Origin of the sequence: Flavobacterium sp. AG291, assembly GCF_003350375.1 — a bacterium.
GTDB lineage: Bacteria > Bacteroidota > Bacteroidia > Flavobacteriales > Flavobacteriaceae > Flavobacterium > Flavobacterium suzhouense.
Genome location: NZ_QQAR01000001.1, coordinates 390,764 through 408,170, shown reverse-complemented (window position 1 = coordinate 408,170; position 17,407 = coordinate 390,764). Strand labels below are relative to the sequence as shown.

Genomic DNA, 17,407 nt, shown 5'->3' with positions numbered 1-17,407 from the left:
GTATTAGTAGTTATATTCCTCCTTAGGAGTTAATAGCTCATTGTATTCATCTTTAGAACCTACGATAGTGTTGTCGTAGTCTCTCATACCTGTACCAGCAGGTATTCTGTGACCAACGATTACATTCTCTTTAAGTCCTTCAAGTCCGTCAACTTTACCGGCAACCGCAGCTTCGTTCAGTACTTTTGTAGTTTCCTGGAACGATGCAGCAGAGATGAACGATTTAGTTTGAAGCGACGCCCTTGTGATACCCTGAAGTACCGGAGTAGCTGTTGCAGGAACTACGTCCCTTGCTACTACAAGGTTTTGGTCGTTACGCTTAAGTAATGAATTCTCATCTCTAAGCTCACGTGGAGTAACGATCTGACCCGGTTTAAGGTTTTCAGAGTCACCTGCGTCTTCAACAACTTTCATTCCGTATAGTTTGTCGTTCTCAACGATAAAGTCAGATGTATGGATTAGCTGATCCTCTAGGAATAGCGTATCACCCGGATCCTGAACCTGTACTTTACGCATCATCTGGCGGATAACCACCTCAAAGTGCTTATCGTTGATTTTTACACCCTGAAGACGGTAAACTTCCTGAATCTCGTTCACTAAGTACTGCTGTACAGCAGATGGTCCCTGGATCCTAAGGATATCCTCAGGAGTAATAGCACCGTCTGATAGCGGCATACCTGCTTTAACGTAGTCATTCTCCTGAACAAGGATCTGATTAGAAAGTTTCACAAGATACTTCTTAATCTCACCAAATTTAGACTCGATCACGATCTCGCGGTTACCCCTCTTGATCTTACCGAATGAAACAACACCGTCGATTTCAGAAACCACAGCCGGGTTAGAAGGGTTACGTGCTTCAAGAAGCTCAGTAATCCTAGGAAGACCTCCCGTGATATCGCCTGCTTTAGATGAACGTCTTGGAATCTTAACAAGGATCTTACCAGCCTTAATCTTCTCGCCGTTGTCAACCATAAGGTGAGCACCTACCGGAAGGTTGTACGAACGGATAAGTTCGCCATCGTTTCCGTATACAAGAAGCGTAGGGATAAGTTTTTTATTTCTTGCCTCAGAGATTACTTTCTCCTGGAATCCGGTTTGCTCATCGATCTCAACCATGAATGATTGTCCTTGTTCGATATCTTCATAAGCGATTTTACCCGTAAATTCAGAGATAATAACTCCATTATAAGGGTCCCATTTACAAATTACAGCACCTTTTTCAACAACGTCACCGTCTTTTACATAGATACTTGAACCGTAAGGGATGTTATGAGTATTTAATACAATACCTGTGTTTTCGTCAACAAGCTTAAGCTCTGTAGAACGTGAAACAACGATATCAGTTGGGTTACCATCGATATCTTCACCTTTTACAGTTTTAAGATCTTCAATCTCTAATCTACCTGCAAAACGAGTGATGATGCTAGACTCCTCAGAAATACCACCCGCAACACCACCAACGTGGAATGTACGAAGTGTAAGCTGAGTACCCGGCTCACCAATAGACTGTGCAGCAATTACACCTACAGCCTCACCTCTTTGTGTCATCTTACCGGTAGCAAGGTTACGACCGTAACACTTAGCACAGATACCTTTAGTAGCCTCACATGTTAGTGGAGAACGTACTTCAACTTTCTCGATTGGCGCAGCGTTGATAGCTTTAACCTCTGCTTCAGTAATCTGAACACCGGCAGCTACAAGCACTTCGCTTGTAAGCGGGTTGATAACATCCTGAAGTGCCACACGGCCAAGAATTCTTTCACCAAGAGATTCAACGATTTCCTCATTTTTCTTAAGTGCAGAAACCTCGATACCTCTAAGTGTACCACAGTCAACAGAGTTAACTATAACGTCCTGAGAAACGTCGTGCAGCCTCCTTGTAAGGTAACCTGCATCCGCCGTTTTAAGAGCCGTATCCGCAAGACCTTTACGTGCACCGTGCGTAGAGATGAAGTACTCAAGAATCGAAAGACCTTCTTTAAAGTTAGAAAGGATCGGGTTCTCGATAATCTCACCACCACCAGCGGTAGATTTTTTAGGCTTAGCCATCAAACCACGCATACCTGTAAGCTGACGAATCTGCTCCTTAGAACCCCTCGCCCCAGAGTCAAGCATCATGTACACCGAGTTGAATCCTTGCTGATCCTCACGAATGTTTTTCATGGCAAGCTCTGTAAGCAATGCGTTTGTAGAAGTCCATACGTCAATTACCTGGTTGTAACGCTCGTTGTTGGTAATTAGACCCATGTTATAATTCATAGAGATAGCATCAACCTGCTCGTTAGCATCAGCAATAAGCTCCTGCTTTCTTTCAGGGATGATGATATCACCTAAGCTGAATGAAAGACCACCTCGGAATGCGAAACGGTATCCCATATCTTTCATATTATCAAGGAAAGCAGCCGTTGTAGGTACATCGGTAACACTTAAAATAGCACCGATAATATCTCTTAATGACTTCTTAGTAAGGATCTCATTGATGTATCCTGCCGCTTCCGGCACCACCTCGTTGAATAATACCCTACCTGCAGTTGTCTGGATAATTTTCCAAACAAGCTCTCCGTTTTCGTTGAAATCTTTAGCGCGTATTTTCACACGTGCATTAAGCTCAAGTCTACCTTCGTTTAGTGCGATGTGTACCTCTTCTGCCGAATAGAAAGTAAGGCCTTCACCTAATATTTTCTTTTCAGGAGTTGAAAGACGTTCTTTGGTCATATAGTAAAGACCAAGTACCATGTCCTGAGAAGGTACAGTAATCGGAGCACCGTTAGCAGGGTTAAGGATATTGTGAGAAGCAAGCATCAATAGCTGCGCTTCAAGGATAGCCTCAGGCCCAAGCGGAAGGTGAACCGCCATCTGGTCACCATCGAAATCCGCGTTGAATGCCGTACATACCAATGGGTGAAGCTGAATCGCTTTTCCTTCGATAAGTTTCGGCTGGAACGCCTGGATACCTAAACGGTGAAGAGTAGGAGCACGGTTTAGTAATACAGGGTGACCTTTAATTACGTTTTCAAGGATATCCCAAACTACAGGCTCTTTTTTATCGATTATCTTTTTAGCAGACTTAACTGTTTTTACAATACCTCTTTCGATAAGCTTACGGATAACGAATGGTTTGTAAAGCTCAGCCGCCATATCTTTTGGAAGACCACACTCATAAAGTTTCATCTCAGGTCCAACGACAATTACCGAACGTGCAGAATAGTCAACACGTTTACCAAGTAGGTTTTGACGGAAACGTCCTTGTTTACCTTTTAATGAATCAGAAAGTGATTTAAGCGGTCTGTTCGATTCTGTTTTAACAGCAGATGCTTTTCTTGTATTATCGAATAGTGAATCTACAGATTCCTGTAGCATACGCTTTTCGTTACGAAGGATAACCTCCGGAGCTTTGATCTCCATCAACCTCTTAAGACGGTTATTACGGATGATCACCCTACGGTAAAGGTCATTCAAATCTGATGTTGCAAAACGACCACCATCAAGCGGCACCAATGGGCGAAGCTCAGGCGGGATAACAGGTATAACTTTTAGGATCATCCACTCAGGACGGTTTTCCCTGTTAAGGTTAGACTCACGGAATGATTCTACAACCTGAAGCCTTTTAAGAGCTTCAGTTTTACGCTGTTTAGATGTTTCAGTGTTAGCACTGTGGCGTAACTGGTACGAAAGCTCGTTCAGGTCAATCCTTGCAAGCAGGTCCATGATACACTCAGCACCCATCTTAGCAACAAACTTGTTAGGGTCTGTATCATCTAAGTATTGGTTTTCCATCGGAAGGGTATCAAGAATGTTCAGGTACTCTTCTTCAGTTAGGAAATCAAGTCTGTTAAGGGTTTCCCCATCCGGTCCTTTAGCGATACCCGGCTGAATAACCACATACCTTTCATAGTATATGATCATGTCTAATTTTTTAGACGGAAGACCAAGGATATAACCAATTTTATTAGGAAGCGAACGGAAATACCATATGTGGGCGATAGGCACAACAAGGTTGATGTGTCCTACCCTGTCACGGCGTACTTTCTTTTCGGTAACTTCAACACCACATCGGTCACAAACAATCCCTTTATAACGGATCCTTTTATATTTACCACAAGCACATTCAAAATCCTTTACAGGACCAAATATACGCTCGCAGAAAAGGCCGTCTCTTTCCGGTTTGTGGGTACGATAGTTAATCGTTTCCGGCTTAAGAACTTCACCTCTTGATTCAGCAAGTATTGATTCCGGCGAAGCAAGTCCGATAGAAATCTTGTCGAATCTTTTAATGGTATTTTTATCTTTTAATTTCGTCATGATATGTAATCTATCAATTTATTAAAAAAGTATAGAAGGGAATGGCACAATGTACCATTCCCGTGGAAATTTATTCTTCTAATCTGATGTCAAGTCCAAGACCCTTAAGCTCATGCATCAATACATTGAACGATTCAGGTAATCCCGGTTCCGGCATAGTTTCACCCTTAACGATAGCTTCGTAAGTTTTAGCCCTACCGATAACGTCATCCGATTTAACAGTCAGTATCTCCCTTAAAGTACTTGACGCACCATAAGCCTCAAGAGCCCAAACCTCCATCTCTCCAAAACGCTGACCACCAAATTGCGCTTTACCTCCAAGAGGCTGCTGCGTGATAAGCGAGTAAGGACCGATAGAACGCGCGTGCATCTTATCATCTACCATGTGACCTAGTTTCAGCATGTAGATTACACCTACTGTAGCCGCCTGGTGGAAACGCTCTCCGGTTCCTCCATCGTATAGGTAAGTGTGGCCAAATCTTGGTATACCTGCCTCATCTGTTAGAGCATTGATCTGGTCAAGAGAAGCACCGTCGAAAATAGGAGTAGCAAATTTCCTTCCTAAGTCCATACCAGCCCATCCAAGAACCGTTTCATAAATCTGACCGATGTTCATACGTGAAGGTACACCAAGCGGGTTAAGCACGATGTCCACAGGAGTACCATCCTCAAGGAACGGCATATCTTCCTGACGTACGATTTTAGCAACGATACCTTTGTTACCGTGGCGTCCCGCCATCTTATCACCCACTTTAAGCTTACGTTTCTTAGCGATGTAAACTTTAGCAAGTTTCAAGATACCTGACGGAAGCTCATCACCCACAGTAATGGTGAATTTTTCCCTTCTTAGGGCTCCCTGAAGGTCGTTCAGCTTAATTTTATAGTTGTGGATAAGGTCGTTAACCATTGCATTGGTTTCGTCATCCGTAGTCCACTGACCTTTAGTCAAGTGAGCGAAATCTTCAACAGCATACAGCATTTTCTGAGTATATTTCTTACCTTTTGGTAATACTTCCTCACCCAGATCATTCATCACTCCCTGTGAAGTTTTTCCGTTAACGATATTAAATAACTTGTCAATAAGTCTATCCTTAAGCTCGTTGAACTTAACTTCAAAATCCATTTCAAGTTTTCCTAAATCGTCTTTATCTTTTGTACGTTTACGTTTATCCTTAACGGCACGCGCAAACAGTTTTTTATCAAGTACAACACCATGTAATGACGGAGATGCTTTTAATGAAGCATCCTTAACATCACCTGCTTTGTCTCCAAAGATAGCACGAAGAAGTTTTTCTTCCGGTGTTGGATCAGACTCACCTTTTGGAGTAATCTTACCAATAAGGATGTCACCAGGTTTAACCTCGGCACCAATCCTGATCATACCGTTTTCGTCCAGATCTTTAGTAGCTTCCTCACTTACGTTAGGGATATCGTTAGTTAACTCTTCGTTACCTAATTTAGTGTCCCTTACCTCAAGAGAGTAATCATCTACGTGGATAGACGTAAAGATATCATCACGAACCACTTTTTCAGAAATCACGATCGCATCCTCGAAGTTGTAACCTTTCCAAGGCATGAATGCCACTTTAAGGTTACGACCAAGAGCAAGTTCACCATTTTGTGTAGCATAACCTTCACAAAGAACCTGACCCGGTTTAACTCTGTCACCTTTTCTTACGATAGGCTTAAGGTTAATACTTGTACTCTGGTTCGTTTTTCTGAACTTGATAAGCTGGTATGTTTTCTCATCCGGATCAAAGCTCACGCTTCTCTCACGGTCAGTTCTGTCATATTTAATTGTAATTTCGTTAGCATCAACATACTCAACAGTACCATGCCCTTCAGCATTGATAAGTACCCTAGAGTCAGAAGCTACCTGGCGCTCCAATCCTGTACCCACAATTGGGGCTTCCGGACGTAAAAGAGGAACAGCCTGGCGCATCATGTTCGATCCCATCAACGCACGGTTCGCATCATCGTGCTCAAGGAAAGGAATCAATGAAGCCGAGATAGAAGCGATCTGGTTAGGAGCAACGTCAGTATAGTGAGCTGCAGTAGGTTCAACAACCGGAAAATCACCTTCTTCTCGAACAATGATCTTATCGGCAGTAATAACACCACTTCCATCCATTTCAATGTTTGCCTGAGCAATCATCTTACCTTCTTCTTCTTCAGCACTTAGATAAATAGGAGCCGATTCAAGGTCTACTTTACCTTCAGTAACTTTACGGTAAGGCGTTTCAATAAAGCCCATTCCGTTTACCTTAGCATAAACACCAAGAGACGAGATCAAACCAATGTTTGGTCCCTCAGGCGTTTCGATAGGACATAAACGGCCATAGTGCGTATAGTGAACGTCTCGAACCTCGAAACCTGCTCTCTCTCTTGAAAGACCACCTGGTCCAAGTGCTGATAACCTTCTCTTGTGAGTGATTTCTGCAAGTGGATTCGTCTGGTCCATGAACTGAGAAAGCTGGTTAGTACCAAAGAACGAGTTTATAACCGACGACAATGTTTTAGCATTGATAAGGTCGATTGGTGTAAACACCTCGTTATCCCTAACGTTCATACGCTCTCTGATTGTTCTTGCCATACGGGCAAGACCAACGCCAAACTGAGCTGAAAGCTGCTCACCTACTGTACGTACACGACGGTTTGATAAGTGGTCAATATCATCAATCTCTGCTTTAGAGTTGATAAGCTCAATAAGGTATTTAACTATCGTAATGATATCCTCTTTGGTAAGCACCTGCTTATCCATAGGAATATCAAGATTAAGTTTTTTGTTCATTCTGTAACGACCTACTTCACCAAGGTTGTAACGTTGGTCAGAGAAGAACAATTTATCTATAATGCCTCGAGCCGTTTCCTCATCAGGTGGTTCTGCATTACGCAGCTGACGGTAAATATGCTCTACAGCTTCTTTTTCTGAGTTAGTAGGGTCTTTCTGTAAAGTATTGTGGATAATAGCATAATCTGCCTGATTGTTATCCTCTTTGTGTAACAGAATTGTTTTTACGTTAGAGTCGATGATCTCTTCAACATTATCTTTGTCGATGATAGTGTCACGATCTAATATAATTTCGTTACGCTCGATAGAAACCACCTCACCTGTATCCTCATCCACGAAATCTTCGTGCCAAGTGTTCAATACACGTGCAGCAAGTCTTCTTCCGATATACTTTTTAAGACCTGTTTTTGAAACCTTGATTTCTTCAGCAAGGTCAAATATTTCAAGGATATCTTTATCCCTTTCAAAACCAATAGCTCTGAATAGCGTAGTAACAGGAAGTTTTTTCTTTCTGTCGATATAAGCATACATTACACTGTTAATGTCTGTAGCGAATTCTATCCAAGAACCTTTAAAAGGAATTACCCTTGCAGAGTATAATTTTGTTCCGTTTGCGTGGAATGACTGGCCAAAGAAAACACCAGGAGACCTGTGAAGCTGTGATACAACCACACGTTCAGCACCGTTGATAACAAAAGTACCGCTTGGTGTCATATAAGGGATAGTTCCCAAATATACATCCTGTACAATAGTTTCAAAATCTTCATGCTCAGGGTCTGTACAGTAAAGTTTAAGCCTTGCTTTAAGCGGCACACTGTATGTAAGTCCCCTGTCTATACACTCTTCAATTGTATAACGTGGCGGATCAACAAAGTAATCAAGGAACTCCAATACAAACTGATTTCTTGTATCAGTAATCGGAAAGTTTTCCATGAAGGTGTTATAAAGACCTTCGTTGCCTCTTTCATCTGATTTCGTTTCAAGCTGGAAAAAATCTTTAAAAGATTTTACCTGTATGTCAAGGAAGTCCGGGTAATCAGGAATGTTTTTTGTTGAGGCAAAATTTAATCTTTCAGTCTGATTTGTTATCATCAATGGACAAAATTTTGATTAAAAAAATTTAGTAAAAAGCGTATAAAATGTTATTATACGAAAAATGGTTTAGGCCTTTGAGAGTACTTCTCAAGGCCTAAACCTGGGTTTTGTAACCGATGTAAGCTTATTTAAGCTCAACAACAGCTCCAGCTTCTTCTAAAGCTTTCTTAAGACCTTCAGCCTCTTCTTTAGAAACAGCTTCTTTTACGTTTGTTGGAGCAGCATCTACAAGATCTTTAGCTTCTTTAAGTCCTAAACCTGTAAGTTCTTTTACAGCTTTAACAACACCAAGTTTAGAAGCACCAGCATCTTTAAGAACTACAGTGAACTCAGTTTGCTCAGCAGCAGCAGGAGCATCACCTCCAGCAGCAGGACCAGCAGCAACTACTGCAGCAGCAGCAGGCTCGATTCCATACTCATCTTTTAATATTGTAGCTAGTTCGTTAACTTCTTTAACTGTTAAGTTAACTAGTTGTTCTGCGAATTGTTTCAAATCTGCCATTTTTTCTATCGTTTTAAATAGTTTGTAATATATAATTTATAAAGTGCGTTCTCGCGGGGTTATTATCTTTCAGATAATGTTTTAACAAGTCCTGCAATTGTACTACCACCTGATTTAAGTGCAGAAACAACGTTTTTAGCAGGAGATTGAAGAAGACCGATGATTTCTCCGATAACTTCGTCTTTAGATTTAAGTGCTACAAGGGCGTCAAGCTGGTTGTCACCGATGAATACAGCCTCATGGATGTAAGCACCTTTAAGAACTGGTTTATCAGATTTTTTACGGAATTCTTTGATGATTTTAGCAGGAGCGTTACCGTTCTCTGCAATCATGATAGAAGTACTTCCTTTTAGGATAGAAGGTAGTTCACCATAGTTGTTATCTAAGCTACCCATAGCTTTTTCAAGAAGGGTATTTTTAACAACCTCAAGTTTGATACCAGCTTTAAAACAAGCTCTTCTTAAGTTTGAAGTATTCTCTGCATTAAGTCCTGAAATATCTGTTACATAAACAACGTTTGTACCAGCCAACTGTGCAGTTAAATCTTCAATAACTCTTGATTTTTCTTCTTTGGTCATAATAAAACTTTTTAACTACCAATTATACTGCTTTAGGATCTAAAGCGATAGCAGGGCTCATAGTAGAAGAGATGTGGATACTCTTAATGTATGTACCTTTAGCTGCAGTTGGTTTCAATTTGATTAATGTTTGAATAATTTCGTGCGCGTTCTCAGTAATCTTGTCAGCCTCAAAAGAGATTCTTCCGATTCCTGCATGAACGATACCGGTTTTATCAACTTTAAAGTCGATTTTACCAGCTTTAACATCAGCAACAGCTTTACCTACTTCCATAGTAACAGTTCCTGTTTTAGGGTTTGGCATTAGACCACGAGGACCTAATATTCTACCTAGAGGACCTAATTTACCCATAACTGCAGGTACAGTGATGATAACATCAACATCTGTCCATCCGTCTTTAATTTTTTGAAGGTAATCATCTAAACCTACGTAGTCAGCACCAGCAGCTTTAGCCTCAGCTTCTTTATCAGGTGTAACAAGAGCAAGAACTCTTACATCTTTACCTGTACCATGAGGAAGCGTTACAACACCTCTCACCATTTGATTCGCTTTTCTTGGATCTACACCCAGACGTACTGCGATATCAACAGACTCATCAAATTTTGCAGAAGCAACTGTTTTGATTAATGCAGAAGCATCTTTCAATGAATACAGCTTGTTCTTCTCAATTTTTGAAGCAGCCTCTTTCTGTTTTTTTGTCAATTTTGCCATGTCTTCTTTTTCTTTTTAGATTAAAAAGGAGCTGCTCCTGATACTGTTATACCCATAGACCTTGCTGTACCAGCTACCATACTCATAGCTTTCTCGATTGTGAAAGCATTTAGGTCAGCCATTTTGTCTTCAGCAATAGTCCTGATCTGATCCCAGGTAACGCTTGCTACTTTCTTACGGTTTGGCTCACCAGAACCTCCTTTAAGTTTAGCAGCTTCCAGTAGTTGGATTGCAGCCGGTGGCGTTTTAACAACAAACTCGAAAGATTTGTCTTTGTACACAGTAATTTGTACTGGTAGAACTTTACCGGGTTTATCTTGTGTTCTGGCATTAAATTGCTTACAGAACTCCATGATATTAACCCCAGCAGCTCCCAATGCAGGTCCAACCGGTGGCGACGGATTCGCAGCACCTCCCTTAACTTGTAGTTTAACTACTTTACTAATTTCTTTAGCCATTTCTTTAAAAAAATTTAGCACATCTTCATTTGGAAGCGAATGATGTGATTTATAATAAGTGTAACAAAATTATACTTTCTCAACCTGCATAAAACTTAGCTCAAGCGGAGTCTTTCTTCCAAAGATCTTCACCATCACCTCAAGCTTACGCTTTTCTTCATTAACTTTTTCAACGTTTCCGTTAAAACCGTTAAATGGTCCGTCAATAACTTTTACCGTCTCTCCTACCGCAAATGGTATAGAAACGTTATCAGTTTTAACAGACAATTCGTCTACTTTACCAAGCATTCTGTTTACTTCAGCTAAACGTAAAGGAACAGCATCGCCACCTTTAGTCTCTCCTAGAAAACCGATAACACCGGTAATAGACTTTATAATATGCGGTATTTCACCGGTTAAATTAGCCTCAATCATTACATAGCCAGGAAAGTAAACACGGTCTTTGCTGATTTTTTTTCCATCACGAACCTGAACCACCTTTTCAGTTGGAACAAGTACCTGAGAAATATAATCAGACATCCCTAGTCTGCTAATTTCTGTTTCTATGTAGTTTTTAACTTTATTTTCCTGACCGCTTACAGCTCTAACCACATACCACTTTTTGACATTGTTATCAGTCATTGTAATAAAATTAGTTTTTTAATAAAGCATAAAACTTAGCGACAAGAACTTCAAAGCCTTTATCCACTCCAAAAGTAACCAACGCAAATATTACTGAAAATACAGCAACAATAATAGTCAAACGTTGAACTTCAGCCCATTCAGGCCATGTTACATTTGATTTAAGCTCAGTAAATGCTTCTGATATGTAATTAGTAACTTTTGCCATTGTTATATTGTTTTTGCACGGGCGGAGGGATTCGAACCCCCATCAACGGTTTTGGAGACCGCTATTCTACCCTTGAACTACGCCCGTTTGTTAAAAGCCAGCTGATGCATCAGCACCAGGCTGGCTTTTTATTTTAACTATAAATTAGTCTAGTATTTCAGTAACCTGACCTGCACCTACTGTACGACCACCCTCACGGATAGCGAAACGTAGACCTACGCTAAGAGCGATTGGGCTAAGTAGTTGCACATCGATAGTAAGGTTATCACCTGGCATTACCATCTCAACACCTGCAGGAAGAGAAATTGTTCCTGTTACGTCAGTTGTACGAACGTAGAACTGAGGACGGTAGTTGTTGTGGAATGGAGTGTGACGTCCACCTTCTTCTTTTTTAAGGATATAAACCTCTGCTTTAAAGTGAGCGTGTGGTTTAACAGATCCTGGCTTGATGATAACCATACCTCTTTTGATATCAGCTTTATCGATACCACGTAGAAGTAGACCTACGTTATCTCCAGCTTCACCTCTGTCAAGGATTTTACGGAACATCTCAACACCAGTAATAGTTGAAGTAAGTTTCTCAGCACCCATACCGATGATTTCAACTGCGTCACCTGTATTAGCAACACCTGTTTCGATACGACCTGTAGCAACAGTACCACGACCAGTAATTGTGAATACGTCTTCAACCGGCATTAGGAATGGCTTATCAACGTCACGAGCAGGAAGCTCAATCCAGTTATCAACCGCATCCATCAATTGCATTACAGTATCAACCCATTTTGGTTCACCGTTAAGCGCACCTAGAGCAGAACCCTGGATAACTGGTCCGTTATCACCATCATATTGATAGAAAGAAAGTAGATCTCTGATTTCCATTTCAACTAGCTCAAGAAGCTCAGCATCATCAACCATATCCACTTTGTTCATAAATACAACCATTCTTGGAACACCTACCTGGCGACCTAGAAGGATGTGCTCACGAGTTTGTGGCATCGGTCCGTCAGTTGCAGCAACTACAAGGATAGCACCGTCCATCTGAGCAGCACCAGTAACCATGTTCTTAACGTAATCCGCGTGACCTGGACAGTCAACGTGAGCGTAGTGACGGTTAGCTGTAGCATACTCTACGTGAGAAGTATTAATAGTAATACCCCTTTCTTTTTCTTCAGGAGCGTTATCAATTTGGTCAAATGATTTAGCCTCAGAAAGACCTGCATCAGCTAATACTTTTGTAATAGCAGCAGTCAAAGTAGTTTTACCGTGGTCAACGTGCCCGATTGTACCTATATTAAGGTGCGGCTTCGACCTATCAAAAGTTTCCTTTGCCATGATTTAATAATTTAATCTTAGTTATATAATTAGTGTTCAAATTCTTTTAAACTTGAGCCAATGACGGGATTTGAACCCGTGACCTCTTCCTTACCAAGGAAGCACTCTACCCCTGAGCTACACCGGCCTGTCTCGTCATCTCAACATGAATTTTAAACCCTAAGCCAAAAACAGCTTATTATTCACAACTCAATACTCAAATAACTTTTTTTTGTGGGGAGAGCAGGATTCGAACCTGCGAAGGTTTCCCAACGGATTTACAGTCCGTCCTCGTTGGCCGCTTGAGTATCTCCCCTAACCTTTACTTTTCAGTTGCTTTTTCTTCAAAAACCTTAAGAACAAATTTGTGATTTTCTTTCAAATAATTGACAATCAAAAACTTAATCAAATCTCACAAAGCTCTTTATTTTAGAGCCGATGGAGGGACTCGAACCCACGACCTGCTGATTACAAATCAGCTGCTCTAGCCAGCTGAGCTACACCGGCAACTTACAATAAAAAAGTCCGCTATTTCTAACGGACTGCAAATGTATAGAATTTATTTTTTAATCAAAACATTTTTCAGGTTTTTTTTCTTTTTATGAATGCGTCCTGATTTTTTGCTTTCTTTTCATCAATAAACGTTCCATGGAATCTGCCGCAAGCTCAACCGCCTCCTCGAATGATTTACACTGCTTTTTAACTATAAACTCATCCCCCGGGACTGCTATTTTAATCTCTGCGATCTTATTTTGCTTTTCACTCGTATTATCCAGTTTAAAATACACATCAGAATTCACAACCCTGTCATAATACTTTTCAAGTCTATTCAACCTGTCCTGAACATAACCAACCAGCTTCCTGTCAACATTAAAGTTGACTGCATGAACATTTACTTTCATAATCTAAAACTTTTAATCGTTAAACGTTGAGGAATCGCCCCGATTACGCGGATGCGCATCACCGTACACTTTTTTCAACTCAGCAAGACTGCTGTGGGTATATATTTGTGTAGAAGATAAGCTCGCATGACCCAGCAATTCCTTTACTGAATTCAAGTCGGCTCCGTTATTGAGAAGATGCGTTGCAAAGGTATGCCGAAGCACGTGCGGACTTTTCTTTACCTTACCGGAGACAACACTAAAGTAACCATTTATTAACCTATAAACAAATGATTCACTCACTTTATTGCCCCGATTATTCAAAATTAACACATCAGCATCGTTAATCTCCGCCAAAGCTCTCCTTTCCACCATATACCTACCCAGCAATTGAGCCGTACAAGGCAAAACAGGCAGCATCCGTTCCTTATTCCGTTTACCCAACACCTTCAGCGTTCCGTTCCCGGAATCATAACTACCCAACTTTAAACCTATAAGTTCAGCGCGACGAATACCCGTAGTATAAAAAAGCTCAATTATCAACCTATTTCTAATCCCTTCAAAATCATCAGTGTATTCTATATCAGCCACCACATCATTCAACTCTTTTTCAGAAAAGGGTATCTGAACTTTCTTTTCAGTCTTTAGCGACTTATGTTGCTGCAAAGGATTTACAGAAATTTGTTTTGAACGCAATAGAAATTTATAAAACGATTTTAGTGAAGAAATTTTCCTGTTAACCGACTTATTAGCCACACCACCTTCAACAAGATGAACCACCCAGCTTCGTACGTGACTATAAACAACATTTTCAAGCTCAGCATCTTCATCCTGCTCTTTAATAAATCGCTCAAATGCAGACACATCATCCGTATAAGCACGAAGTGTCAGGAGAGAATAATTCTTCTCCTTTAAAAGATAATCTGCGTATGCCTGTTTAGAATTAACCATAAAAAAAAACCGTTAACAGCAAAGTTATAAAACTTTCCTGCTAACGGTAATATCATTAATCCTTAAAATTAATTAATTCTCTAGAGAATCTCTTAATCCCTGGATATAACTTGCTTTTTGTATTTGAGCTCTTCTTACAACCGAAGGTTTGATGAAAGCCTGACGACTTCTTAGCTGACGCACTACACCAGTTTTATCAAATTTTCTTTTGTAACGCTTAAGCGCTCTATCAATATTTTCTCCGTCTTTAATTGGTATAATCAACATAATATAACACCTCCTCTCGTTAAGGCTGCAAAACTACATCTTTTTTTATACCTGACAAATAAAATGTACTTTTTATTTTACCGACCATACAGTATAGCCATGCGGAGGCGCCTGAACCTTAACCCATGTATCAGCCTGCGTTACAGGCTCCCACGTTGACGCTCCTGTATAATCTTTAATGGTTGTACTTGCCCAGTTCGTATCTACCCATCTTTCCTGCCATGAATTACTATTATTAATATATACTATAAGACCCGGCGTTCCATTCCTGCGTGCTACATATTCATCATTATCCGCGTAAAGATACGTTGTAGACCCCGAAGCTTTGTTATTATGGATCCATATAAGGTTATTCAGCTTATTCTTATCAAGCCATTCTTCATAATCACGATAGAACACACATGGATAACCTTCGTGTGTCAGTATATAAGCATAGGCTAATATCTTATTATTATAAATCTCGTCCGTATCATGGTTTGCTACAAAAGTTACCGCCCTGTAGGCATTACGCTTTAAAAGCATATCACCATTAAGCTGTGTCAGATCATTATTCTGTAATGCATCACGCATTTTATAATAACAGGCAAAATCAAAAGCACTTACTTCAGCCGAATTAGCCCACCATTCAAGGGTTGCAGCATTAGCATCCCAATACTCCCCAACCGCAAATCCGGGAGCTGCATTTTTAAAGTTTTTTACCACCCAAGGCTCAAATCCTTTCACATAATCAAACCTCCAACCATCAAACTTCATAGTGTTCTTATAATACTTGGCAACAGAATTGGAATTATTATACAGCCAATCCTGTACATAGGTCTTATCATGACACAGATCAGGGAAACCTCCAAAAGAACCTGCATCAGAAGCATGGAGATTGTTGGGATGAAAATCGTTGTACGAACGGATAAATAAACCTGAAGCAGGCTGAAAATCGGTCCAGGTATTAGAACCTGTATAAGGGTTAGCTTGTGAAGCGCCTCCACTGTTATGATTCAGAACAATATCAGCAATAACACTCAGATTATTATTATGCGCCGTAGTAATAAGAGAATTAATTTCAGCAAGAGAACCAAAGCGTGTTTCCACACTACCCATTTGGTTATAACTTCCAAAATCGAAATAATCAAAAGGATCATACCCCATTGAATATCCCCCATTTTGTGCTTTACTAGCCGGAGGAAGCCAAATAGCATCAAACCCGGCACTATTCCACGAAGGAACTTTTCCTTTAATAGTATTCCACCAGATTCCTCCAGCAGGAACATCCCAGTAGAAAGCCTGAATCATAACCTTAGAGCCTATAACTTTTGTTTGCACAGCGGCATTATTAGCCGTCGACAGATTTTTTTCCTGTGATATTTCAGGATCATTTGAACAGCTCCACAGTAGTAGTGCAGAAGCAGTAATAGTAAATATGTATTTCATAATTAATAGGTTTGGATTTTACCTAATTTATAAAAACAAACTTCAAAAATTACACATTTGACAACAAATACGCTACTACAACGTTGTAATGTTAATAAATAAAATTAAAAAGGGGTTTGTGTAATACACAAACCCCTTTTTCAAATATCTATATTTTAACTATTACTCTTTCAGTAAGTTACGAGAAATAACAAGTTTTTGTATTTCAGTAGTACCTTCTCCAATAGTACATAGCTTAGAATCCCTGTAAAATTTCTCAACCGGATAATCTTTGGTATAACCATAACCTCCGTGAATCTGAACTGCCTCATTAGAAACCTTCACACATATCTCAGAAGAATACATTTTGCCCATAGCTCCTGCTACAGTCATTGGTTTGTGGTTGTTTTTAAGATAAGCAGCTTTGTGAAGTAATAATTCAGAAGCTTCGATTTCAGTAGCCATATCTGCAAGCTTAAAGGCAATTCCCTGGAAGTTACTTATCGGCTGACCAAACTGGTAACGCTCTTTAGAATATTTAAGTGCAGCTTCATAAGCACCTTTAGCAATACCTAATGATAATGCACCGATAGAAATACGACCTCCGTCAAGTACTTTCATTGCCTGAATAAACCCTTGCCCTACTTCTCCAAGTCTGTTCGCATCCGGTATACGGCAGTTGTCAAATATAAGCTCTGCGGTCTCACTTGCACGCATACCTAATTTATTTTCTTTTTTCCCGCTTGTAAAACCTGGCATTCCTTTTTCGAATACAAAAGCAGTCATTCCTTTAGAATCACCTTTTTCTCCTGTACGAACAATTACTACAGCTATATCTCCCGATTTAGCATGTGTAATGAAGTTCTTAGCACCATTAACAATCCAATGGTCACCATCCTTAACAGCAGTAGTATTCATACCACCTGCATCAGAACCCGTATTGTGTTCTGTAAGACCCCAGGCACCAATATGCTCGGCAGTAGCTAATTTAGGAAGCCATTTCTTTTTTTGTTCTTCGTTTCCGAAAGTAAGGATATGATTTGTACATAGCGAATTGTGTGCCGCTACCGACAAACCTATAGATGGATCTACTTTAGAGATTTCTTCAACAACAGTAATGTATTCATGGTAACCTAAGCCCGAACCTCCGTACTCTTCAGGAACTAAAACACCCATATATCCCATTTCGCCTAATTTCTTAAACAAGTCTACCGGAAAATGTTGGGCCTCATCCCATTCCATAATGTTCGGACGTATGTGCTGTTCTGCAAAATCCCTGATCGATTGAGCGATCATATTTTGCGTTTCATTATATTCAAAGTTCAT

General features: G+C 40.3%; 14 protein-coding genes and 4 tRNA genes. All 18 read right to left on the bottom strand.

The annotated features are described in order from the left end of the window. Positions 1 to 3: 3 nt before the first annotated feature. Entirely contained in the window at positions 4 to 4,302 is a 4,299-nt protein-coding gene (rpoC, locus tag DEU42_RS01885) for a DNA-directed RNA polymerase subunit beta' (protein WP_114756577.1), read from the bottom strand. A 70-nt stretch (positions 4,303 to 4,372) separates the two neighbouring features. Next, on the bottom strand, positions 4,373 to 8,185 hold the full coding sequence (gene rpoB, locus DEU42_RS01880; RefSeq protein ID WP_114756576.1) for a DNA-directed RNA polymerase subunit beta: 3,813 nt from the start codon (positions 8,183 to 8,185) through the stop codon (positions 4,373 to 4,375). Between the two features lie 127 nt (positions 8,186 to 8,312). Continuing rightward, complete coding sequence (rplL, locus tag DEU42_RS01875; protein ID WP_114756575.1) at positions 8,313 to 8,690, bottom strand: 50S ribosomal protein L7/L12; 378 nt, start codon at positions 8,688 to 8,690, stop codon at positions 8,313 to 8,315. 62 nt (positions 8,691 to 8,752) lie between these two features. Next, entirely contained in the window at positions 8,753 to 9,268 is a 516-nt protein-coding gene (gene rplJ / locus DEU42_RS01870) for a 50S ribosomal protein L10 (protein ID WP_114756574.1), read from the bottom strand. Between the two features lie 22 nt (positions 9,269 to 9,290). Then, positions 9,291 to 9,980, bottom strand: a complete 690-nt coding sequence (gene rplA / locus DEU42_RS01865) for a 50S ribosomal protein L1 (protein ID WP_114756573.1) — start codon at positions 9,978 to 9,980, stop codon at positions 9,291 to 9,293. A 20-nt stretch (positions 9,981 to 10,000) separates the two neighbouring features. Then, positions 10,001 to 10,438, bottom strand: a complete 438-nt coding sequence (rplK, locus tag DEU42_RS01860) for a 50S ribosomal protein L11 (protein ID WP_114756572.1) — start codon at positions 10,436 to 10,438, stop codon at positions 10,001 to 10,003. A 69-nt stretch (positions 10,439 to 10,507) separates the two neighbouring features. Then, the gene (nusG, locus tag DEU42_RS01855) at positions 10,508 to 11,059 is read right to left on the bottom strand and encodes a transcription termination/antitermination protein NusG (protein ID WP_114756571.1); all 552 of its coding nucleotides are present in this window, start codon (positions 11,057 to 11,059) and stop codon (positions 10,508 to 10,510) included. Positions 11,060 to 11,069: 10 nt separating this feature from the next. Next, positions 11,070 to 11,267, bottom strand: coding sequence for a preprotein translocase subunit SecE (gene secE / locus DEU42_RS01850; protein WP_114756570.1), 198 nt, complete (start codon positions 11,265 to 11,267; stop codon positions 11,070 to 11,072). Between the two features lie 16 nt (positions 11,268 to 11,283). Continuing rightward, positions 11,284 to 11,354 (bottom strand) — tRNA-Trp (locus DEU42_RS01845). Between the two features lie 57 nt (positions 11,355 to 11,411). After that, a complete protein-coding gene (gene tuf, locus DEU42_RS01840) occupies positions 11,412 to 12,599 on the bottom strand; it encodes an elongation factor Tu (RefSeq protein ID WP_114756569.1) in 1,188 nt (395 codons plus the stop codon). A 55-nt stretch (positions 12,600 to 12,654) separates the two neighbouring features. After that, positions 12,655 to 12,726 (bottom strand) — tRNA-Thr (locus DEU42_RS01835). Between the two features lie 87 nt (positions 12,727 to 12,813). Continuing rightward, positions 12,814 to 12,894: transfer RNA gene (locus DEU42_RS01830), tRNA-Tyr, on the bottom strand. Between the two features lie 117 nt (positions 12,895 to 13,011). Then, positions 13,012 to 13,085 (bottom strand) — tRNA-Thr (locus DEU42_RS01825). 92 nt (positions 13,086 to 13,177) lie between these two features. Beyond that, on the bottom strand, positions 13,178 to 13,480 hold the full coding sequence (gene hpf, locus DEU42_RS01820) for a ribosome hibernation-promoting factor, HPF/YfiA family (protein WP_114756568.1): 303 nt from the start codon (positions 13,478 to 13,480) through the stop codon (positions 13,178 to 13,180). Between the two features lie 12 nt (positions 13,481 to 13,492). Beyond that, the gene (locus DEU42_RS01815; RefSeq protein ID WP_114756567.1) at positions 13,493 to 14,410 is read right to left on the bottom strand and encodes a tyrosine-type recombinase/integrase; all 918 of its coding nucleotides are present in this window, start codon (positions 14,408 to 14,410) and stop codon (positions 13,493 to 13,495) included. Between the two features lie 72 nt (positions 14,411 to 14,482). Then, positions 14,483 to 14,677 carry a 30S ribosomal protein S21 gene (gene rpsU, locus DEU42_RS01810; RefSeq protein ID WP_114756566.1) on the bottom strand — a complete coding sequence of 65 codons (195 nt, stop codon included), beginning with the start codon at positions 14,675 to 14,677 and terminating at the stop codon, positions 14,483 to 14,485. A 72-nt stretch (positions 14,678 to 14,749) separates the two neighbouring features. Then, the gene (locus DEU42_RS01805) at positions 14,750 to 16,102 is read right to left on the bottom strand and encodes an alpha-amylase (RefSeq protein WP_114756565.1); all 1,353 of its coding nucleotides are present in this window, start codon (positions 16,100 to 16,102) and stop codon (positions 14,750 to 14,752) included. 162 nt (positions 16,103 to 16,264) lie between these two features. After that, the gene (locus DEU42_RS01800) at positions 16,265 to 17,407 is read right to left on the bottom strand and encodes an acyl-CoA dehydrogenase family protein (protein ID WP_114756564.1); all 1,143 of its coding nucleotides are present in this window, start codon (positions 17,405 to 17,407) and stop codon (positions 16,265 to 16,267) included.